Here is a 20,273-nt window from a genome sequence, read left to right as displayed (position 1 = left end):
GTCGCGCGCCGCCCTAGATCCACTCCACATCGCCGACATTGGGCTATCCCACCGCCCGGATACCCCCATATCGGCGACGTCGAGTCGATCACTCCACGACCGACCCGGCCCCACACCGTGATCGACTCCGCATCGGCGATATCGCGGTATCCCACCACCCGGACACCGCCATATCAGCGATCCTGAGTCGATCACCGTTTCGTCGGGCGGTCAGCGACTGATTCTGGGTGGCGGATCATCGCCGCGCCGACGGCGTCGTACCACCACCGCCCATCCGATCCCGGCAGCCAAGATCACACCAAGCGTGGCAAGACCGCGAGCCGTCGCGCCGCTACCGTCATCGCCCGGCTGGGCGCCGGCCGTCGTCGTCGGGCCAGCACCGGCCGGCGCGCTCACCGACTCAAAACCCAGCGGCGGTACGTCTGCCGTCAGCGCCGCCACGAGATCAATAACGCCATAGCCGTACTCGTCGTCGCGTCCAGGTGGGCCCTTGTCGACGGCGGTGGCCGTGAGTCGGTGTGCCACCTCTCGCGCAGGCAGGTACGGGTACTTGGACCTGATCAGCGCCGCCGCCCCCGCCACGATCGCCGTCGCGCTCGATGTACCAGTGCCCTTCGAGTATTTTCCGCCGTAGCTGGTGCTGTAGATGTCGACCGCAGGCGCGACCACGTCGATTTTCGGCCCAGTCACCGAGACGGCAGCATGTTGTCCAGCGCGATCGACACCACCAACGGCGATTACGCCTTCTTCACTGGCCGGATATCCAATGGTCTGGTCCCGAGGAAGGTTGCCAACGCCGGCTACAACAATAATGTCTGCGTCGAGGGCGGCATGTATCGCTTGACGCAGTCTTGAACTGCTTCCGCCGACAGACGAAATGCTTATCACGTCTGCGCCATTCGCGATGGCATACTCGATCCCTCGTGCCAAATTGTCTGGCTCGCCATCACCGTGCGGCGGGGAATCGTATATTGGCAGAACTTTCGCTTCGGGAGCTATGCCTAGCGCTCCAGCATTTCCGCCTTGGCCGTGAGCCGCAATAAGTCCAGCCATCGAGGTGCCATGACTGTCCAGATCTATTCGGCCATCGCCACTTCCGCCAGGGATGATGTCTGTTCCGGCGAGTAGATTCTTGTGGAGATCGGGGTGCGGATCCACGCCGGTGTCTGGTACGGCGACGACAACTCCGCTGCCACGACTTACTTCCTGAGCTTTGGTTGTCTTCAGATAATCGAGGTGCCACTGCTCTTCCCGAATTAGAGCAGCAGCACCTGGCGCTGGGCTTTGAAGGGCGGCGAACATTATTGGTGCTGTCAGTGTGAGGAGCGCGGAGAATGCTGCTAGCAGCCCGTTAGGTCCCACGCTCACCGATTGAAGCCAATGGCCGGACCAGGATCAATCGGGCCTTGATCTTCTCCAGAGCGAACGACAGGGTTCACCCCTTGGTTCGTTTCCCACGGATTGTCTGGGTCCCACCGACGCGCCTCATCATCATCGACTCTCTGATGTTGGCCCTGACGTCCAGGGGGAAGTCCAATGCCTGCGTTGCTGCCCAGCGAAGGCGCACCACCGATCGGAGTGGGGCCGCCGTGCACGGGGGTAGATGTTCGGCCGCCGCCCGGGCGGGACCCGGCGCCCCCGGTGGGCCCGGTGCCAGCACCGCCACCGCCTATGACTCCACCAATTGGATTGACCTTGCGAGGTTGAGCCGCACCTGGCCCCAGCGTACCCATTCCCAGACCAGGCGTGCCGCCAATCACTCCACCAGGAGTCATTGGGCGTAGCGGCGGCGTCGGAGGCGAGGTCTGAGGTCGATTGAGGCTGCCGCTCAACGGTTGGCTACCCGTACTTGGTGGTCCTCCCGGGCGAGACGAAATAGGCGCGCTGGGTGGCAGCCCAGGTCCTGGATGTGAGCCAGTTGATACCGGTGGAGACGAGCCTGTCGCGTTCGCAGCGGTGGAGCTGCTCGCTAAGCCAGTTCCAGCACTGCCTAGCACTGGTCCAACGCCTTGTTGCTGCGGGATGGGAGTGGCAACGTCGGGCGCTGCCGGTCGGGTTGTCACTAAGCTGCCGCTCGTCGGCATCGGAATAGGGACGATCGGTGGAATGATTGGCGCCGTAGGCGTAACGCCTAATGCATCGGGATCTCCGGACTGGATCGGGGACCGCACCACCGGTGGTTTTTGGAGGGTTGCTTGGGCTTGTTGGAGTTCGCCGCTGAGGCTGAACATCATCGCCCGTGCCTGCACGTTCAGCCGTTCCAACTCGGTGTCAGTAACCGGTGACTCCGTGACCCGGTTTCCCATCACCGCCTTTGGATCGGCGGCCATCGACTCGTACGCCTGCTTCTGCTGGAGCTTGGGCGCGTACTCCTCGTAGATTTTGCGGAGTGCGGCGCGGGTGGTGCTGATGGCCTGGGTGGCGGCGGAGAGCGCGGTGTAGTTCGCGGCGGCGGCGTCGTGGGTGTGTTTTACCTTGGCGATCAGCTCGTCGAGTTCGGCCAGGTACGTGCTGGAGGCGGCGCTGGTTTCGGGTGGCCACGCCTCGGCGAGCCCGCGCCGGTATTCGTGGAGGCGGCCGAGGTGGATCTGCGCCAGGTCGCAGACCTTGCGCCAGCCGGCGACCTGCTTCCAGTGGTTGGCGGTGTCGTGGTCCTGCAGGCAGGCCCACATGTTGTTGACGTCCATCAGTTGCCAGTCGGTGAGGCCGGAGGTGCGGCCGGTGCCCCGTTCGATCACGGCAGCACCACTGGGCTGTCGGCGTCGGGGCCGGTCGGGTCGGTCAGCATTGGCGTGGGGCCGCCGGGCAGCATGGTTCCGGGGTTGACGAGGGCCTGTCGTACGTCCACCACCCGGGCGGCGGTGAAGGCGTCGCTGTCGGCGTATCGGGTGGCGACCTGGTTGGCGACGGCGGCCAGGTGGCCGGTGGCGCCTCGGACGGCGTACACCATGTCGGCGGTGGCCTGCTGCGTGTCGTGGTGCGCGTGCAGGAAGGTGACCAGCTCGATGAAGGCGTCGCACGGGTTGGGCAGCTTGGCGGACATGTCTTCGGCGATGTACGACAGGTGTGGCGCGTAGTTGCTCTCGACTTCGGTGGCGAGTCGGTCGGCGAACTCTCTGAGCTGGCTGATGTCGGCCTCGATGCCGCCGTAACCGCGCAGCCAGGGTGCTGGCCGGTCCTCTTCGGGGATCATCGATCCTCCCTACCTGTCACGGCACCGTTTCCCTGAGTGAGGGTAACGGCTGGGAGTGCCCCTGGCAGCCCCCGCAGGGCAGGTTGGGTCAGCGGGGCAGGCCCGCCGAGCGCCACGCACCCGGGCCTGCGCTGAGGCCGGCCGGTCGACCGCTGCGAGCCCAGGCGGACGCGGTCGCCGGGGCGGGGGTGGTCGGGCGGGACCGAACGATGATCGCCCCCACCAGGGCAGCCAACTCCTCGGCGGTGGGCACGCCGCGGACGACCCGGAACAGCGGCTCTTCGGCAGACATGACGCCAGGGTACGCGGCGCGAAGTTGTGGGAAGCGCACAGTGGCGTGCCGGCGGTGTGAGCGTCGGCCGGTCCGGGTACCGTCTCACCGATGTCGAACGCACTTCCCCAACTTGTCGCTGACCGATACCGGCTTCTTTCGCCGCTCGGCCAGGGTGGCATGGGCAGGGTGTGGAAGGCGCGCGACGAGGTGCTGCACCGGGACGTCGCCATCAAGGAGTTGGTGCCGCCGCCCGGTCTCACCGACGAGGAGCGCCGCGAGATGCGGGAGCGCTCGTTGCGGGAGGCCCGGGCCATCGCCCGGCTCAACCACGCCAATGTCGTCCGCATCTTCGACGTGCTGCGCACCGATGGCGATCCGTGGATCGTCATGGAGTACGTGGCGTCCAAGTCGTTGCAGGACACTCTCGCCGAGGACGGGCCGGTGTCCGTGGCCCAGACGATCGAGATCGGCCTCGGCGTGCTGGGCGCTCTCAACGCGGCGCACAAGGCGGGCGTCATGCACCGGGACGTCAAGCCCGGCAACGTGTTGCTCGGCGAGGACGGCCGGGTGGTGTTGACCGATTTCGGTCTCGCCACGATTCCCGGTGACCCCAACGTGACCCGCACCGGCATGGTGCTCGGTTCACCGGCGTACATCTCGCCGGAGCGGGCCCGGGAGGGCACCGCCGGGCCGGAGGCCGACCTCTGGTCGCTGGGCGCGACGCTCTACGCGGCGGTTGAGGGTAAATCGCCGTACGCGCGGCCGTCGGCGATCGCCACGCTGGCCGCGTTGGCCACCGAACCGATGCCCCCGCCGAAGAACGCCGGCCCGCTCAAGGCTGTGCTCAACGGGCTGCTGCGTAAGGATCCGAACGAGCGGATCAACGCCGAGGTGGCGGAGCGGTTGCTGCGCCGCGCCGGAGGCAAGCGGGCGCGCGGGATTTCACTGCTTGATGGCGTACGCCGGCCGGGGCCGAACGGTCCGCGCGAGCCGCGCCCGCCGCACGTGCCGGCGCCGCGACCTGCCGAGAGTGCCGACCGGCCGGTGTCGCCGCCGCCAGTCGCCGCTGCCGCCACGACCTCCGCCGTCGATGCCACGCCGACGGCCGTTGTTCCCTCCAGTGCGGACGCCGACCCGACCGCTCTGGTGCCGGCCGAGCCGACTGCCACGATTGACCCCCCGGCCTCGTCCGATGCCGACCCGACCGCGAAGGTCACGGCCGCGGGCGACACAGCCGGTGACGGTACGACGGACGCCGACGACGAGCCGACGGTCGTCGATGGCCCGCCGGTGGCGCCGGAACAGCGCAAGCCGTCGACGCCGACGTCGCTCATGCCGCCGGTGAGTCCGGCCGGTCGCGCGCCGGTGCTGCCGTCGGATGGCACGAAGCCGAACAACACCCGACGCAATCTGCTGATCGGGGCTGTGGTTGCGCTGTTGCTGATCGGCCTCGTGGTGATCGTGCCGATGCTCACCGACGGCGACGACAAGAGCCCTCAGGCCGCGCCGACCGGGGCTGCCGCGACGTCTGCGTCCGCGCCGACGTCCGCCCCGGCGGTGACCCCACCCACCACCGGTGCTCCCAGCCCGACGCCCTCGGCCACGCCCTCCGTCGACCCGAACGCGCTGCCGGCGGGTTGGAAGCTGCACAAGGACCCGGCCGGCTTCTCCCTGCCGATACCCGACGGATGGGTGCGCAAGCAGGTCGACGGCAGCACGGTGGTTTTCGACGAGTCCAACGGGCCGGGTGAGCTACTCGTGCAGTGGACCAACAGGCCAGAGAAGGACGCGTACGCCGACTGGCAGAGCAAAGAGTCGTCTCGCAAGAACTTCGTCAACAACTATCAGAACCTCGGCATCGTTCGCTGCAACGTCGGGCGGACCTGCGCGGACTGGGAGTGGCTGGAGACCCGTGACGGGACCAGGATCCATGTTCGTAATCGCGGATTCGTGACGGCCAGCGACCGGGGTTACGCGCTGCGGTGGGAGATCGCGGAGAAGGACTGGCGGGCCAACCTGCCGAACTTCGACCGGATCGCCAAGGGTTTCGTGCCCGACCGCCAGAACTGAACGTCGGTACGAAACTCATTCGCATGACCTTGCGTCGTCCTGGGTAATTGACCTTCGACGACGGAAGGAGGCACGACATGGGTTACCGACGGAGGGATGCTCGGCCTCGGCTGGCACTGTGGATGCTCGTCGCGCTCGGCGACGCGGTTCTACTGCTGGTCGCCGTGGGGATGCCGGCGCTCATCGCACTGCTCAGCGTCGTGATCGTTGCCGTCTGCGGTGTGGCTGCCTGGCGGCTGACCCGGCGGGACACTCTGGCGCGCGAGGAAGTTGTGGTGCCGGCGTTGAGCCGGCGGCGAGCCTGACCCTGTTACCGGGTGGCGTGGCGGCAGCCGGACCGATTGTCGACCGTGAGGTGACCGTCGATCCCGCTGCCGCCAACCGCCCGATCAGGTGTTGTTGGCCATCGCGATCAGCCGACTCCGGTCACCGTTCCAGTAGTTGCGGTCCACGTTGCCGCTGATCCCGGAGACAGCGCCGGTGCTCGTGTACTGCCAGAAGCTCCACACCGGCGCGCCGGCCGGCAGGGCGCCCGGCGTGCTCGACCAGCGGGCCAGCCAGAGCGGGTGGTTGGCCCACGGGCCGGTCCAGCTGCCCGTGCACTGGTTCCACCAGCTCGTGGTGGTGTAGATGACCGCGTACCGGCCGGTGCGGGAGCGGTACGTGTTGAGGAAGTCCTGCACCCAGTTGCGCATCCCCGTGGTGCTGAGCCCATAGCAGTAGCCGCCGGCGTACGGGTTGCCCTCGATGTCGAGCGCGGCGGGCAGGGTGCGGCTGTCCGCCGACCAGGCGCCGCCGTTGGAGGCCAGGTAGTTGGCCTGGGTGGAGCCGGCGGAGATGTTCGGCCGGGCGAAGTGGTACGCCCCGCGGATCACTCCGGCGTTGTACGAGTTGACGTAGTTCGCGTTGAAGCGCGGGTCCTTGTAGCTGGTGCCCTCGGTCGCCTTGATGTAGGCGAACTGGATGCCGGAGTTCCGGACGCTGGTCCAGTTGATGGAGCCCTGGTAGTTGGACACGTCGATGCCGGGTGTGGTGGCCGCCGCCGCGGGGCTGGCGGTCGCGACCAGGGCCGCGGCCGCGGTGGCGAGGACGGTGAGGCCGGCCGCGAGCGCGCGGCGCAGCGATGATGAGGTACGGGCCATGAGTGCCTCCAAGGACGTTGCTCTATCGATACCCATCTTTGGAGGTAAGTGCCCTAGATCGCAAGGCAAACCAAAAAAAGCTTCACTGGCAGGCGGCACGGAACGTCGCCGGTAGGCTCGCGCCCCATGATGTCGATCGACGGGCTGAGCGACCTGTGGGACACGCTGTTCGGCGCACAACCGGACCCGCCCCCGCTGTTGGTGCTGATCACCGCTGCCGTCGCGCTGGTGGTGGTGTCCACCCGACTGCCGTGGCGGATCGCCCGTAACGCCATCACCATCGCCCACGAGGGTGGACACGCCCTGGTCGCCCTGCTCACCGGTCGTAAGCTGCGCGGCATCCGGCTGCACTCGGACACGTCCGGGCTGACGCTCTCCGCGGGTCGCCCCACCGGGCCGGGAATGATCCTCACCCTGCTCGCTGGCTACGTCGCCCCACCGCTGGTCGGGTTGGCCGGCGCCTGGCTGCTCGGCGGCAACCGGATCACGCTGCTGCTCTGGGTCGCGGTGGTGTTGCTGCTGGCCATGCTCATCATGATCCGGAATGCGTTCGGCGTGGTGTCGCTGCTGGTCACCGGCGCACTGGTGCTCGCCGTCTCGTGGTACGCGACGCCCCAGGTCCAGGCCGCGTTCGCGTACACCGGGGTGTGGTTCCTGCTGCTCGGCGGGCTGCGGCCGGTGGTGGAGCTGCAACGGCTGCGCTCGCGCGGCCGGATGCCCGCCTCCGACGCTGACCAGCTCGCCGGGCTCACCCCGTTCCCGGCGCTCTTCTGGGTGACGATCTTCGCCCTGGTCAACCTGGTGGCCCTGGTCGCCGGTGCACTGCTCCTCGCCGGCCCGATCCTCACCGACGCCGGCCTGACCGTCTGACCCGATCCCCGGACCGGAGAAGGGACGGGCGCGGGCGGGCAGAATGAGGCCATGCGATACGTGATCATCGGGGCGGGTGCGGTCGGCGGGACCATTGGCGTACGGCTGGCGCAGGTCGGCCGGGACGTGACCCTGGTGGCCCGGGGTGCCCACCTGGATGCGATCCGCGCGCGGGGTTTGACCCTGCGGCAGCCCGACGGCGAGGTCACCGCCCAGCTCGCCGCTGTGGACGGGCCCGGTGACCAGCCGCTGCCGGCGGACACGGTGCTGATCCTCACCGTCAAGTCGCAGGACACCGCCGGGGCGCTGGCAGCCTGGGTGGACGCGCCGGTGGTCGGCGGCGGCACGGCGGGCGAGCGTCTGCCGCTGGTGACCGCGCAGAACGGGGTGGCCAACGAGCGGGCCGCGCTGCGGCTCTTCGCCGACGTGCACCCGGTCTGCGTCTGGCTGCCGGCCACCCACCTGGACCCGGGCGTGGTGGTGGCCAACGGGTACCCGCATCCCGGGATGCTCCACATCGGGCGGTACCCCGGCGGCGCAGACGACACCGACCGGGCGATCGCCGCCGATCTGAGCGCCGCCGGGTTCGTCGCGCCGGTCCGCACGGACGTGCTGCGCTGGAAGTACGGCAAGCTGCTCAGCAACCTCGGCAACGGCCTGCAGGCCCTGCTCGGCCGGGACATCCCGGACGCGCTGGTCGAGCGGGTACGCGGCGAAGGTGTCGCCGCACTCGCCGCCGCCGGCATCGCGCACACCTCGCCGGAGGAGGAGAAGGCCGAACGCGGTGACCTGGTCGGGCAGCGGCCGGTCGACGGCGAGGCCCGCTCGGGCGGCTCCACCTGGCAGAGCCTGGCCCGGGGCACCGGCTCGACCGAGGTCGACCATCTCAACGGGGAGATCGCGCTGCTCGGTCGGCTGCACGGCGTACCGACGCCGGCCAACGTTGCCGTCCAGCGGGCCGTACGCCGGGCGGTCCGGGAACGGATCGCGGCCGGCGCGTTCCCGCTCGCCGACCTGGAGAAGATGATCGCCTGACCGGGGCAACCGATGACCCTGCCCGGTGCGTGTTCCCTGCGACCGACACGGGGAGGTAGTGGGTGCCGGACGTCGACGGGTTCGACGAGTTCTACCGGGGGAGTCGGCAACGGCTGCTCGGGTTCGTCTACGCCCTGACCGGCGACCGGGTCGAGGCGCAGGACGCCGTGCAGGAGGCGTACATCCGGGCGTGGCAGCGCTGGTCGACGATCAGTGGGTACGACGACCCGGAGGCGTGGGTACGGGTGGTGGCCAGTCGGGTCGCGGTCAGCCGGTGGCGCAGCCTGCGCAGCCGCGCCCGCGCGTACCTGCGGCACGGGGCCACCGAGACCGTTCCCGGCCCGGGCACCGACACCATCGAGGTGGTCGCCGCCCTGCGTCGACTGCCCGAGGAGCAACGCGTGGCCATCGCCCTCTACTACCTGGTCGGCATGCCGGTCGCCGAGGTGGCGCGGGAGACCGCAGCCCCGGTCGGCACGGTCAAGGCTCGACTCTCCCGGGGCCGCGCCGCTCTCGCCGGCCTGCTCGCCGTCTCTGATCTGGAGGAGGCCACCGATGCGTGACGACCCGACATTCATCGAACGAGTCCAGCGGGACCTGCACGATGTGCGCTGGCTCGGCCCGGCGGAGATCCGTGCCCGGGCCCGCCGCCGCAATCAGCGCAGGACCGTTGTGGCCACCGTCGTGCTGGCCCTCGTCGGCGTGTCCGCCGTGGCGGTCGCCGCTCCGGTGAAGTCCCCGTCACCGGCCCTGCCGGCCGCCGCGCCCTCGGCCTCGCCGACCCGGCACGAGATCAGCATCGACGCTCTGTTGCAGCCGGTCGACCTGGCGCAGCCGGTCGATGTACAGCTCAGCCAGTCGGGCCTGGGTGAGCCGGTCCGGCTGGATGAGATGCTCGGCTACTGCCGGACAAGCCAGGGGCGCTCGGATGGCTGGCAGATGTCAATCTTGTCTCGCTCGCAGACCCTGGTGCCGAAGCGCGCCCCGGCAATCCTCACCGCGGCGGATGGTCTGGTCACGCAGGATCTCTTCCGGCTGACTCCGGACGCGGCCACACAGCTCCTCGCGACTCTGGACGACCTGGTCGCCCCGTGCGGCGAGTGGAACAGCATCGGAGAGTACGAGGTGAAGGGCGCAACGGGCACCGGGGTGGCGGTGCACCGCTGGACGGTGGTCCAGCGGGGTTTCGCCGGCGACGGGGCTGCGCTGCTGCGGCACACCGGTTCGCAGCCCGTTGATCAGAAGACGGGTGAGCCCATCGCCAAGGCGCCCCGGCCGACCAGCACGGCCGTGGTCCGGGTGGGCGACCTGATCACAGTGCTCGGTCTGGGACAGACCGGCACCGAGCCGGAACTGCGTCGCCTGGCGGGGGTCGCCGCCCGCCGCATGTGCGCCGCCGCCAACCCGGCCTGCTGACCGTTCTTGATCCGCACAACTTCAGGGATGTAGGTGCCTCCAGGCGTCCGGAGGCAGCACTTTCCCCGAAGTTGCGCGGACCGAAAGCGCTCAGAGAGGGATGTTGCCGTGCTTCTTCGGGGGCAGGGTCTCGCGCTTGGTGCGAAGGACTCGCAGCGCCCGGACGATCTGGGTGCGCGTCTCGTGCGGCGGGATCACCGAGTCGATGTACCCGCGCTCGGCCGCCACGTACGGGTTGGCCAGGGTGTCCTCGTACTCGGCGATCTTCTCGGCCCGGACCGCCGCCGGGTCCTCGGCGCCGGCCAGCTCCGAGCGGTAGAGGATGTTCACCGCGCCCTGCGCGCCCATCACGGCGATCTGCGCCGTCGGCCACGCGAAGTTCAGGTCCGCACCGAGGTGCTTGGAACCCATGACGTCGTACGCACCGCCGTACGCCTTGCGGGTGATCACGGTGACCTTGGGGACGGTCGCCTCGGCGTACGCGTAGATGAGCTTGGCGCCCCGACGGATGATGCCGTCCCACTCCTGCCCGGTGCCGGGTAGGAAGCCGGGCACGTCCACGAAGGTCAGCACCGGGACGTTGAAGGCGTCACAGGTGCGGACGAACCGGGCGGCCTTCTCCGACGCGGCGATGTCCAACGTGCCGGCGAAGTGCATCGGCTGGTTGGCCACCACGCCGACGGGACGCCCCTCGACCCGGCCGTAGCCGACCACGATGTTCTGCGCGTAGAGCGGCTGGACCTCCAGGAACTCCCCGTCGTCGAGGACGTGCTCAAGCACCGTGTGCATGTCGTACGGCTGGTTGGCCGAGTCTGGGATCAGCGTGTCCAGTTCGCGGTCCTCGTCGCTGATCGCCAGCTCTGCGGGAGCCTCGAAGACCACCGGCTCGTCGAGGTTGTTCGACGGCAGGTACGACAGCAGCGCCTTGACGTAGTCGACCGCGTCGGACTCGTCGCTGGCGAGGTAGTGCGCGTTGCCGCTGCGGGAGTTGTGCGTGCGTGCCCCGCCCAACTCCTCCATGCCGACGTCCTCGCCGGTCACCGTCTTGATCACGTCGGGGCCGGTGATGAACATGTGCGAGGTCTGGTCGACCATCACGGTGAAGTCGGTGACCGCCGGGGAGTAGACCGCACCGCCGGCGCAGGGCCCCATCACCAGCGAGATCTGCGGGATCACGCCGGAGGCCCGCACGTTGCGGAAGAAGATCTCACCGTAGAGACCGAGCGAGACCACGCCCTCCTGGATGCGCGCGCCGCCGGAGTCGTTGATTCCGACCACCGGGCAGCCGATCTTCATGGCCAGGTCCATCACCTTGACGATCTTCTCGCCGAAGACCTCGCCGAGGGAGCCACCGAAAACCGTGAAGTCCTGCGCGAAGACGCACACCTGCCGGCCGTCCACCGTGCCGTAGCCGGTGACCACGCCGTCGCCGGACGGACGGTTCTTCTCCAGCCCGAAGGCTGTGGACCGATGGCGGGCCAGCCCGTCGAGCTCGACGAAGGAGCCCTCGTCGAGCAGCATCTCGATCCGCTCGCGAGCGGTCTTCTTGCCTCGCGCGTGCTGCTTCTCGACCGCGCGGGCCGACCCGGCGTGCACCGCCTCGTCGACCCGGCGCTCCAGGTCCGCCAGCTTGCCCGCAGTGCTGTGGATGTTGGTCCCGGTCTCGGTAGTCACCCAGGGAATATAACGATGGTTCAGGTCGGCGCCGCTGTGCAGTACGCCTCAGTGTCGACGCGACCACCGCCGTAGGCTGGCGGAATGTCGGGCTCCCCGTACACCGATCTGGACCGCCCGCCGCTGTCGGCGGCCCGGCTGCGCCGCGCGCTGGTCGCGCCGCAAGGGCCGTGGGCCCGGCTGGAGCTGCGCGCCGAGACCGGCTCCACCAACGCCGACGTGGCCGAGGCGGCCCGGGCCGGCGAGCCTGAGGGCCTGGTCGTGGTTGCTGAGCGGCAGACCGCCGGGCGGGGCCGACGCGGCCGGGTCTGGCAGTCGCCGGCGCGGGCCGGCATCGCCACCAGCGTGCTGCTGCGGCCCGGCGAGGCCGTGCCGGACCGCGGCTGGGTGCCAGCGACACCCACGGGGTACGGGTGGCTGCCGTTGCTGGCCGGCGTGGCGCTGGTGGAGGCGGTGACCCGGCTGGCCGAGCTGGAGGCCGCTCTGAAGTGGCCGAACGACCTGCTGATCGACGAGGCGAAGTGTGCGGGCGTGCTGGCCGAGGCGGTGCCGGGGCGCTCACCGGACCAACCGCCAGCCATCGTGCTCGGCATCGGGCTCAACGTGACGCTGCGCGCCGACGAGCTGCCGGTGAATCCGACCGGGTTGCCGGCCACCTCGCTGCAACTGGCTGGCGCGGCGGCCACCGACCGTGACCCGCTGTTGCGTGCCCTGCTGCGGGCGGTCGCCGACTGGTACGACCGTTGGCGCTCCACTGGCGGCGACGCGGTGGCCAGCGGCCTTCGCGACGCCTACCTGGCGGCCTGCGCGACGATCGGCCGCGAGGTGCGCGTCCTGCTCCCCAATGGAGAGGCCCTGACCGGTACCGCCACCGGAGTCGATCGAGACGGTCAACTCCAGGTCACCACCCCGACGGCCACCCGCACCCTCGCAGCCGGCGACGTGCTTCACCTGCGCTGATCCACCCTCAGCGCGATCTTGCAGTTGCTCCTGCGGCGGAACGGGCGAAAGCCGCAGAGCGGCGCTCGAAGTGCAAGATCGTGAAGACTGGGGTAGGGCCGCGTGGCGGATGTTGTGGGAGGCCTTGGGGGGTTTACCGTCTGCGCGTCGAGAAAATGGCGTTGGAGGTTCCCGTGGCGTTTCCTGAAGACGTGCTCACAGAGGACGAGCATGTCGTGCTGCATCTGCACCCGCACTGGAAGGCGTTGATCCGGCCGATCGTGGTGCTGGTGCTGGCGATCGCCGCGGTGGTGGTCGGTGTGCTCCTGCTGCCCGAGAGTGGCGGCGGTTCAATCGCTCTGGCCGTGATCGGGGTGATCGCCCTGGTCGCGGTGCTCTGGCTCGGCCTGTGGCCCTTCCTGGTCTGGCGCACCACGCACTACCTGTTCACCAACGAGCGGGTGCTGATCCAGCAGGGTGTCTTTTCCCGGGACCGGCGGGACCTCCCGCTCACCCGGGTCAACGACCACTCGATGAATCAGCGTTTCCTCGAGCGGCTGCTGGGCTGCGGCACGCTCACCATCGAGTCGGCCGGTGAGCGCGGCCAGTCGGTGCTCGCCGACGTGCCGGGCGTAGGCCGGGTGCAGACCACCCTGTACGAGCTGGTCGAGGCGCAGCACGACAAGCACTCGCTGGGCGACGGGGAGATGCGCGACATCCTCGCCGACATGCGCGAGGGCAAGCCGCTGCGCGACACCACGACCTGATCCGAACGGGTTGAGGCCCGCCCCTGCGTCAGGCGTCGGGGCGGGTCAGTCGTGTGGTTCGGCCCTGGGCGGGCCGCTCTCGGGCTGTTCAGGCCCTGACGGGCTGCTCTCGGCCGGGTCGCTGCCGGACGAGCCGCTCTCGCGCAGGTCGTCTCCGGTTGGATTGGCTTCGGTTGGGTCGAGTCCGGCTGGGTCGGCTTCGGCCGGGTCGGCTTCGGCCGGTCGCACGGCGAACCAGCCACGGAAGCGGGTCCGCAGCACCTCCTGCTCGGGCCGGTCGTCCGCGCCGAGGCGGAGCATGGTGCCCGTGAGGCTCACGGTGCCGAGGCCCGGACGAGCGGTCGACGGTCGCGCGCCCATCACGTCGACCCGCACGGCGAGCCGGTCGCCGGCGCGCACGGGGGCGAGCCAGCGCAGCTCCTCCAGGCCGGGTGACGCGTCCGCGGCCGCCCGGGACAGCAGGTGGTCGACGTACGCGCGCATGAACAGGCTCACGGTGTAGAAGCCGCTGGCGATCAGGCCACCGTGCCGGCTAGCCCCAGCCAGGTCAGGGTCGACGTGGTACCACTGCGGGTCGAAGCGGCGGGCGAAGGCCACCATCTCGTCGCCATCCACGGTGACCACGCCGAGGTCGACGGTGAGCCCCGGGACGAGGTCCTCGAAGAACAGCTCGGCGGGTTGCCCGGTGCCGGAGCGGTCGACGGGTGTCGTCACCGGCGGGGCGCGCGGCGGGTGCCGACGTGCAGCTCCGCGGCGAGTTCCGCGTCCAGGTCGGCGGCGGGGCTGACGCTCAGCCGCGTGGGCCGCCCCTGAGTGGGCGCGCCCGGCTGTGGGTCGGCGAGCCCTGTGGACTCCGCCTCTTCCAGCTCGGAGACCGATTCGGCCAACTCGGCGACCGGGTCCATCTCGGCCATGGTGTCCCACTCGTCGCGGGGGATGCTGTGCCAGGTGGACTCGGGCTTCGCCTCGTCCTCGACTGGTGGGACGGGCTGGAAGACGAAGGTCCGGTACGACCAGAACCGGAACAGCGTGGCCAGCAGGACGCCCACGGTCTTGGCCACGTTCAGCGCCAGCAGGCCATGGACGCCGAGACCGTACTTGGCCGCTGCCACGGCCCCTAGTTCAATGAGCAGGCCAGCCCCGTTGAAAAGGAAAAATAGGACGTACTCTCGGCGAAGCGCCGATTTCGGGCGATCCCGGTACGTCCAGTGCCGATTCATTAGATACGACGTGATCGTGGCGATGACGGTCGCGATCACGGTCGCCTTCAGCTGACCATTGACGAAAACCGTTAGTGCAAGGGCATTGAACACCGCGTAATTGATGATGGTGTTGATGCCGCCGACGATGCCGAACTTGAGCGCCTCGTGGATGAACTTCTGCCAGCGCTCAGGCAGCAGACGGACAAGACGCATGCGCAACACCTTAAGGCAGTCGGTGCGGCCGGCGATCACCGGCCGAACGAGGTGGGCGGCAGGTCACGCCCCGTGATCACGGCTGGGCTTCACCTGCGGAAGGGTCGGGGTTCCCGCTTCGACGAAGACGAACCGCCGGTACGACCAGAATCGGAACAGCGTGCCGAGGCCCGTGCCGACGACGTAGCTGGCGACGTTGTCGGCCAGGCGCGTCTGGAACACGGCCGGCCAGATGCTGCCGAGCCCGTACCGGCTGATCGCGAGGCAGGCCACCGCGATGCCGAGGCCGACCGCGTTGAAGATGAAGAACAGTGCGTACTCGCGGGCCGGGTTGCTGCGCTGACGGTGGCGCCAGGTCCAGAACCGGTTGCCCACGAAGGCGACGGAGGCGGCGATCACCGTGGAGATCGTCTTTGCCGTCAGCTCCTCGACGCCACGGCTGCTCGTCAAATAGTTGAAGAGCGCGAAGTCGATGAGGAAGGCGACCCCACCCACGGTGGCGAACTTGCTCATCTCGCGGACGAGGTGACCGAAGCGGTCCAGCAGTTTGCCGACCAGACCCTGTCGGGTCTGCCGGGGACCCGGTTGCTCCCCGGTCATCGTGGCGGCCACGGGGCGAGCCTACCGGTTGACGACCAGTCAGAGGGGTAGCAACGGCAAGCGGGCGTGGTCGCTCTGCGGAGCCCATCGCGCCGTGCGGAACTGTTGTACGCAGCGTAACCAATTGGGAGGACTGACGCGGCGCGGAACGGGAATCCACGCACCGGTCGGCGGGGCAGGTCGATGGCCCGACCGCAACAAGCGTCCGCCGGGGTGCACAACAAGATTTGCGTGAAACTGCGCGGGAAAGCGGGTATCAGCTCGTGATACCGCAGCGTGGCCGTACCTTGTGCAGTTCTTCACAACCAGTCCCACTGACTCCGAAGGCTGCCCGGTTTACGCTGAGGCCAATCCCAGGTTTCCACGAAGGCGACGCATCGCGCCGCTGAGTCTCGTGCATCCCATAGATCGGTCAGCGTCGACCACAAGGAGATGTGTCATGGTTGCTCCGGCTGTTGTGCGGGGTATTGATCAGGCCCCGACGTCCCATCCGAAACTGCTCGCCTGGGTCCGTGAGGTCGCGGCACTGACCACCCCCGACCGTGTCGTCTGGGTGGACGGGTCCGACGAGGAGTGGCGCCGCCTCACCGACGAGCTGGTCGAGGCCGGCACGCTGATCCGGCTGAACCCTGAGAAGAAGCCCAACTCCTTCTACGCGCGTACCGACCCGACGGACGTCGCCCGGGTCGAGGAACGCACCTTCATCTGTTCCCTCGACGAGGCGGACGCTGGCCCCACCAACAACTGGATGGCGCCGCCCGAGATGAAGCGGACGATGACCGAGCTCTACCGCGGCTCCATGCGCGGTCGCACCATGTACGTCATCCCGTTCGTCATGGGCCCGGTCGAGGCCGAGTCTCCGATGTTCGGTGTCGAGATCACCGACAGCCCGTACGTGGTCGCCTCGATGCGAATCATGACGCGGATGGGCACCCGGGTTCTCGAGGCGATGGGCGACGACGCGGACTTCGTGCACGCGCTGCACTCGATCGGCGCCCCGCTCGCCCCCGGCCAGCAGGACGTTGCCTGGCCGTGCAACGAGACCAAGTACATCTCGCACTTCCCGGAGACCCGCGAAATCTGGTCGTACGGCTCCGGCTACGGCGGCAACTCGCTTCTCGGCAAGAAGTGCTACTCGCTGCGGATCGCCAGCGTGATGGGGCGCGACGAGGGCTGGCTCGCCGAGCACATGCTGATCCTCAAGATCACCTCGCCGGAGGGCAAGGTCTACCACATCGCGGGTGCGTTCCCGTCGGCCTGCGGCAAGACCAACCTGGCCATGGTGGAGCCGACCATCCCCGGTTGGAAGGTCGAGACCATCGGCGACGACATCGCCTGGATGCGGTTCGGCGAGGACGGCCGGCTGTACGCGGTGAACCCGGAGTACGGCCTGTTCGGCGTCGCGCCCGGCACCGACTGGAAGACCAACGCGAACGCGATGCGGACGCTGGACCGGGGCAACTCCGTCTTCACCAACGTGGGCCTCACCGACGATGGGGACGTCTGGTGGGAGGGCATGGGGGAGCCCCCGGCGCACCTCATCGACTGGAAGGGCAACGACTGGACGCCGGAGAGCGACAGCCTCTCCTCCCACGCGAACAGCCGGTTCTGCACCCCGATCACCCAGTGCCCGATCCTCGCCGACGAGTACTTCGACCCGAACGGCGTACCGATCGACGCGATCCTCTTCGGCGGCCGCCGCAAGGACACCATTCCGCTGGTGACCGAGGCCCGCGACTGGGTGCACGGCGTCTACATGGGTGCCACGCTCTCCTCGGAGACCACCGCTGCCGCGTCCGGCGCCGTTGGCGTGGTCCGGCGGGACCCGATGGCGATGCTGCCGTTCATCGGCTACAACGCCGGTGACTACTTCCGGCACTGGATCGAGATGGGCAAGGGCGCCGACGGCGACGAGGCGAAGCTGCCCAAGATCTACTACGTCAACTGGTTCCGCAAGGACCCGGACGGCTCGTTCCTCTGGCCCGGCTTCGGGGAGAACTCCCGGGTGCTCAAGTGGGTCGTCGAGCGGATCGAGGGCACGGCCGGCGCGGTCGAGACGCCGGTGGGCATGGTTCCCGCGCCCGACGCGCTGGACGTCGAGGGCCTGGACATGACCCCGGAGGACGTCCGGATCGCCCTGAAGGTCGACCCGGACGAGTGGCGTAACGAGCTGCCGCTCGTCACCGAGTGGTTCGAGAAGTTCGGTGACAAGCTGCCCGGCGTGCTCTGGGCCGAGTTGGACGCGCTGCGCGCGCGCCTGGACGCCGCACAACCGCAGCGCTAGGTGTGAAGGTTGCCCCCTGCGGGCATCATCAGATTCCATGAGGACGGCCGCCGAGACCCAGGTCCGGCGGCCGTCCGCCGTCCGGGTGCTCATCATCCTGCTTGCGACGACGGCGGCGGCCACCGTCGTGGTCGAGCTACTCAACTGGTGGTACGCCCCGGAGCAGGGCTTCGGGCTGGCCGTACGGACCGGCTGGGCGATGCTGCGCTCGTTCGGCTTCCTGCTGCTGATCGGGCACGTCCGGCGGGGCCGGACGGTGGCTCGTCCGTTCGGGCTGATCCTCGCGGTCACCACGATCTTCGCCGTCGGCCGGATCATCGTGCCTCGGCAGGGAGTGCCGCCGCTGCCCGGCCTGCTCGGCTTCGCCGTGCTCACCGCGCTCTGTGCCGCGTTGGTCTGGCTGCTCTACCGCTCGTCGGCGTTGGCCGGTCACCTGGTCCGGCACCGGCCCCGGCTCGTCATCGACCGTGCCGGCCTCTCCTGGCGTGAGACCCCTCCGCGCCGACCACAGGCCAGCGCCTGGCTGTTGACCAGCAGGGTGGCGGCTTTCACCTACAGCCCGCTGATGCTGGTGCCCGCCTTGGTGGCCGCTGCTTCCATCCTGGATGGTCGACTGACCGCGGTGCCAGCCGTGCTGTTCTGGTTCGGCGCGGGGATCGCGGCCAGCTACGCCGTGCTGTTCTGCACCGCGTTCCTGATGCGCGGCAAGGACTGGGCGCGTGGCCTGCTGGTCGTCGTCACGGTGGCCGTACTCGCCGTGGACCTGCCGTTGTGCTGGTGGCTGCTGGGGCTGGACGGTCTGATCCGCGATGGCGGCCCACTGCTCGCCGCAGCAGCCCTGACCCTCTACGGCCTGCACCGCGCCGCCCGCGCCGAAGACGCCCTCCCAACCTAAAAACGCCCCACCCGCGTCCCACCCGCGTCCCACCCGCGTCCCACCCGCGTCCCACCCGCGTCCCACCCGCGTCCCGCCGTGCCCGCGCCCCACCCCGGCACCGTCGATCATGGAGTTGTGGTGGTGGATGAAAGTGGCAAATATGGGTGCACCGGGCACCACAACTCCATGATCGACGCGAGCGAGCGAGCGAGCGGGCGCGGCGGGGCGCGGCGGGGCGCGGCGGGGCGCGGCGGGGCGCGGCGGGGCGCGGCAGGGCGGGGCGGGGCGGGGCGGGGCGGGGCTGGTGGGGCGGGGCGGCTGGGCGGGCGGGGGTGGTTGGGATCGTTTTGTTGGGGTGGGCTGGTGCAGGATGGCGGGTGGCGCTGGTCACAAGGGTTCGGCGTTGAGTGGCGCAGGCGGGTCGTCGGGCGGGCGGGTCGTCGGGCGGGGCGGGTTGTCGGGCGGACGGGAAGGCCGCGTCCCACCGGATTGCAGTGACCGGCGAGGCGGGAACGACCGTGCCGCATCGGACGGAGGGAGGCGCGCGGTGGACGACGAGTTCGACGTGGTGGTGGTGGGAGCGGGGCCGGCCGGAGCGGCCGCCGCGCTGACGGCGCGCCGGGCGGGCGCCAGCGTGCTGCTGCTGGACCGAGCCGACTTTCCCCGGGACAAGGCGTGTGGCGACGGAATCGCGGCGCACTCGGTGGACGTGCTCGCCGAGCTGGGGGTGAGCGAGGCGGTGGCAGGCTACGCGCCGCTGCCGGCGTTACGGATGATCGCGCCGGGTGGCGGCGCGGTGGCCCGGGCGCTGCCTCGACCCGCGTACACCGTGCCCCGGGAGGTCTTCGACGCGCGGCTGGTGGCGGCCGCCGTGGCGGCCGGCGCTGAGCTGCGGCGGCACACCGTGCGCCGGGTCGAGCCGCGCGCCGACCGGGTGGTGCTCGACGGGGAGTTGTCCGGCCGGGTGGTGGTGGGCGCGGACGGCGCCGGGTCGGTGGTGCGTCGAGCGCTCGGCCACCCGCAGAACCCCGACCGGCATCTGGCGCTGGCCATCCGGGGGTACGCCCCGGCTCTGCCCGGCCCGTCCGAGCAGCTCATCGTCACCTCGGAGGCGCGTTGGCCGGCGTACGCCTGGTCGTTCCCGATCGGTGACGGACGGGCGAACGTCGGGTACGGGGAGGTGCTGCGCGGTGAGCCGCTGAGTCGGGCCTACCTGCTGGACCGGCTGGCCGCGCTGCTGCCCGGCACCGATCTGGCGACGGTGACCGCGTTGCGCGCCCATCACCTGCCGCTGTCCACCCATCGGCCGACACCAGGTCGGGGGCGCACGCTGCTGGCCGGGGACGCGCTGTCACTGATCAATCCGTTCACCGGGGAGGGCATCTTCTACGCGCTGCTCTCCGGTGGGCTGGCCGGTGCGGCGGCGGCCCAGGCGCCCGAGGGAGCCGCCCGCCACTATGCCGACGGGTTGCGTCGCCGCCTCGGCACCCACCTGCGGCACAGCTCGGTCGCCGCCTGGTTGGCGCGGCGGCGCCGGGTGGTCGACGCGGCGGTCCGGGCCGCCCGTCGGGACGACCGGGTGTTTCATGACGTGGTCGAGCTGGGGTTGGGTGACGGGCGTCTCACCGCTCGCACTCTGGCAATGATCGGCATCGGTCTGCCCGGCTGGGATGGGGCTCCGAGGCGGTGAACTGGCGCAAGGGTCGCTACGCTGCTA

20 protein-coding genes are annotated in these 20,273 nt (G+C 69.6%); 11 read left to right on the top strand and 9 right to left on the bottom strand.

All coding sequences use genetic code 11. The features are described from left to right. Positions 1-210: 210 nt before the first annotated feature. From ABZT18_RS07615 to ABZT18_RS07600, 4 genes are all read right to left on the bottom strand, one after another. Positions 211-1,302, bottom strand: a complete 1,092-nt coding sequence (locus tag ABZT18_RS07615) for a S8 family serine peptidase (RefSeq protein WP_354995433.1) — start codon at positions 1,300-1,302, stop codon at positions 211-213. Between the two features lie 62 nt (positions 1,303-1,364). Then, positions 1,365-2,738 carry a hypothetical protein gene (locus ABZT18_RS07610; protein WP_354995432.1) on the bottom strand — a complete coding sequence of 458 codons (1,374 nt, stop codon included), beginning with the start codon at positions 2,736-2,738 and terminating at the stop codon, positions 1,365-1,367. Next, the gene (locus tag ABZT18_RS07605; RefSeq protein ID WP_354995431.1) at positions 2,735-3,193 is read right to left on the bottom strand and encodes a hypothetical protein; all 459 of its coding nucleotides are present in this window, start codon (positions 3,191-3,193) and stop codon (positions 2,735-2,737) included. The genes ABZT18_RS07610 and ABZT18_RS07605 overlap by 4 nt, the downstream gene beginning before the upstream one ends. An 88-nt stretch (positions 3,194-3,281) precedes the next feature. After that, positions 3,282-3,485 carry an acyl-CoA carboxylase subunit epsilon gene (locus ABZT18_RS07600; RefSeq protein WP_354995430.1) on the bottom strand — a complete coding sequence of 68 codons (204 nt, stop codon included), beginning with the start codon at positions 3,483-3,485 and terminating at the stop codon, positions 3,282-3,284. Positions 3,486-3,575: 90 nt separating this feature from the next. Between ABZT18_RS07600 and ABZT18_RS07595 the strand changes: the two genes are divergently transcribed. After that, complete coding sequence (locus tag ABZT18_RS07595) at positions 3,576-5,537, top strand: protein kinase (RefSeq protein WP_354995429.1); 1,962 nt, start codon at positions 3,576-3,578, stop codon at positions 5,535-5,537. Positions 5,538-5,614: 77 nt separating this feature from the next. Then, positions 5,615-5,842: a hypothetical protein gene (locus ABZT18_RS07590; protein WP_354995428.1), complete on the top strand. Its 228-nt coding sequence runs from the start codon at positions 5,615-5,617 to the stop codon at positions 5,840-5,842. 84 nt (positions 5,843-5,926) lie between these two features. On the opposite strand, the gene ABZT18_RS07585 is transcribed toward ABZT18_RS07590, so the two are convergent. After that, positions 5,927-6,679: a GH25 family lysozyme gene (locus tag ABZT18_RS07585; protein ID WP_354995427.1), complete on the bottom strand. Its 753-nt coding sequence runs from the start codon at positions 6,677-6,679 to the stop codon at positions 5,927-5,929. Between the two features lie 126 nt (positions 6,680-6,805). Between ABZT18_RS07585 and ABZT18_RS07580 the strand changes: the two genes are divergently transcribed. The 4 genes from ABZT18_RS07580 to ABZT18_RS07565 all read left to right on the top strand — a co-directional run bounded on the left by ABZT18_RS07580 (position 6,806) and on the right by ABZT18_RS07565 (position 10,000). Then, on the top strand, positions 6,806-7,549 hold the full coding sequence (locus tag ABZT18_RS07580; RefSeq protein WP_354995426.1) for a M50 family metallopeptidase: 744 nt from the start codon (positions 6,806-6,808) through the stop codon (positions 7,547-7,549). Between the two features lie 51 nt (positions 7,550-7,600). Continuing rightward, positions 7,601-8,584, top strand: coding sequence for a 2-dehydropantoate 2-reductase N-terminal domain-containing protein (locus tag ABZT18_RS07575; protein ID WP_354995425.1), 984 nt, complete (start codon positions 7,601-7,603; stop codon positions 8,582-8,584). 62 nt (positions 8,585-8,646) lie between these two features. Then, a complete protein-coding gene (locus tag ABZT18_RS07570) occupies positions 8,647-9,147 on the top strand; it encodes a SigE family RNA polymerase sigma factor (RefSeq protein WP_354995424.1) in 501 nt (166 codons plus the stop codon). Then, a complete protein-coding gene (locus ABZT18_RS07565; RefSeq protein ID WP_354995423.1) occupies positions 9,140-10,000 on the top strand; it encodes a hypothetical protein in 861 nt (286 codons plus the stop codon). The genes ABZT18_RS07570 and ABZT18_RS07565 overlap by 8 nt, the downstream gene beginning before the upstream one ends. 90 nt (positions 10,001-10,090) lie before the next feature. Here the strand turns inward: ABZT18_RS07565 and ABZT18_RS07560 are convergent, their stop codons facing one another. Continuing rightward, the gene (locus ABZT18_RS07560) at positions 10,091-11,674 is read right to left on the bottom strand and encodes an acyl-CoA carboxylase subunit beta (RefSeq protein WP_354995422.1); all 1,584 of its coding nucleotides are present in this window, start codon (positions 11,672-11,674) and stop codon (positions 10,091-10,093) included. Between the two features lie 84 nt (positions 11,675-11,758). Here ABZT18_RS07560 and ABZT18_RS07555 point away from each other — a divergent pair, with 84 nt between their 5' ends. Both ABZT18_RS07555 and ABZT18_RS07550 read left to right on the top strand, forming a co-directional pair. Continuing rightward, positions 11,759-12,634, top strand: coding sequence for a biotin--[acetyl-CoA-carboxylase] ligase (locus ABZT18_RS07555; RefSeq protein ID WP_354995421.1), 876 nt, complete (start codon positions 11,759-11,761; stop codon positions 12,632-12,634). Between the two features lie 173 nt (positions 12,635-12,807). Further along, positions 12,808-13,380 carry a PH domain-containing protein gene (locus tag ABZT18_RS07550; protein WP_354995420.1) on the top strand — a complete coding sequence of 191 codons (573 nt, stop codon included), beginning with the start codon at positions 12,808-12,810 and terminating at the stop codon, positions 13,378-13,380. Positions 13,381-13,425: 45 nt separating this feature from the next. On the opposite strand, the gene ABZT18_RS07545 is transcribed toward ABZT18_RS07550, so the two are convergent. The 3 genes from ABZT18_RS07545 to ABZT18_RS07535 form a co-directional block, all read right to left on the bottom strand. Continuing rightward, on the bottom strand, positions 13,426-14,094 hold the full coding sequence (locus ABZT18_RS07545; protein ID WP_354995419.1) for a MaoC/PaaZ C-terminal domain-containing protein: 669 nt from the start codon (positions 14,092-14,094) through the stop codon (positions 13,426-13,428). Beyond that, on the bottom strand, positions 14,091-14,795 hold the full coding sequence (locus tag ABZT18_RS07540; protein ID WP_354995602.1) for a GtrA family protein: 705 nt from the start codon (positions 14,793-14,795) through the stop codon (positions 14,091-14,093). The genes ABZT18_RS07545 and ABZT18_RS07540 overlap by 4 nt, the downstream gene beginning before the upstream one ends. Before the next feature lie 63 nt (positions 14,796-14,858). After that, the gene (locus tag ABZT18_RS07535; RefSeq protein WP_354995418.1) at positions 14,859-15,407 is read right to left on the bottom strand and encodes a GtrA family protein; all 549 of its coding nucleotides are present in this window, start codon (positions 15,405-15,407) and stop codon (positions 14,859-14,861) included. Between the two features lie 427 nt (positions 15,408-15,834). Between ABZT18_RS07535 and ABZT18_RS07530 the strand changes: the two genes are divergently transcribed. From ABZT18_RS07530 to ABZT18_RS07520, 3 genes are all read left to right on the top strand, one after another. Beyond that, complete coding sequence (locus ABZT18_RS07530) at positions 15,835-17,679, top strand: phosphoenolpyruvate carboxykinase (GTP) (protein ID WP_354995417.1); 1,845 nt, start codon at positions 15,835-15,837, stop codon at positions 17,677-17,679. A 37-nt stretch (positions 17,680-17,716) separates the two neighbouring features. After that, positions 17,717-18,574 carry a hypothetical protein gene (locus ABZT18_RS07525; RefSeq protein WP_354995416.1) on the top strand — a complete coding sequence of 286 codons (858 nt, stop codon included), beginning with the start codon at positions 17,717-17,719 and terminating at the stop codon, positions 18,572-18,574. A gap of 529 nt (positions 18,575-19,103) precedes the next feature. Beyond that, positions 19,104-20,246, top strand: coding sequence for a geranylgeranyl reductase family protein (locus ABZT18_RS07520; RefSeq protein WP_354995769.1), 1,143 nt, complete (start codon positions 19,104-19,106; stop codon positions 20,244-20,246). The last annotated feature ends 27 nt before the right edge of the window (positions 20,247-20,273 follow it).

This window comes from Micromonospora sp. NPDC005291, assembly GCF_040607415.1.
Taxonomy (GTDB): Bacteria; Actinomycetota; Actinomycetes; order Mycobacteriales; family Micromonosporaceae; genus Micromonospora.
The sequence above is the reverse complement of the archived record's forward strand: the minus strand, read 5'-3'. Positions and strand labels throughout refer to the sequence as shown.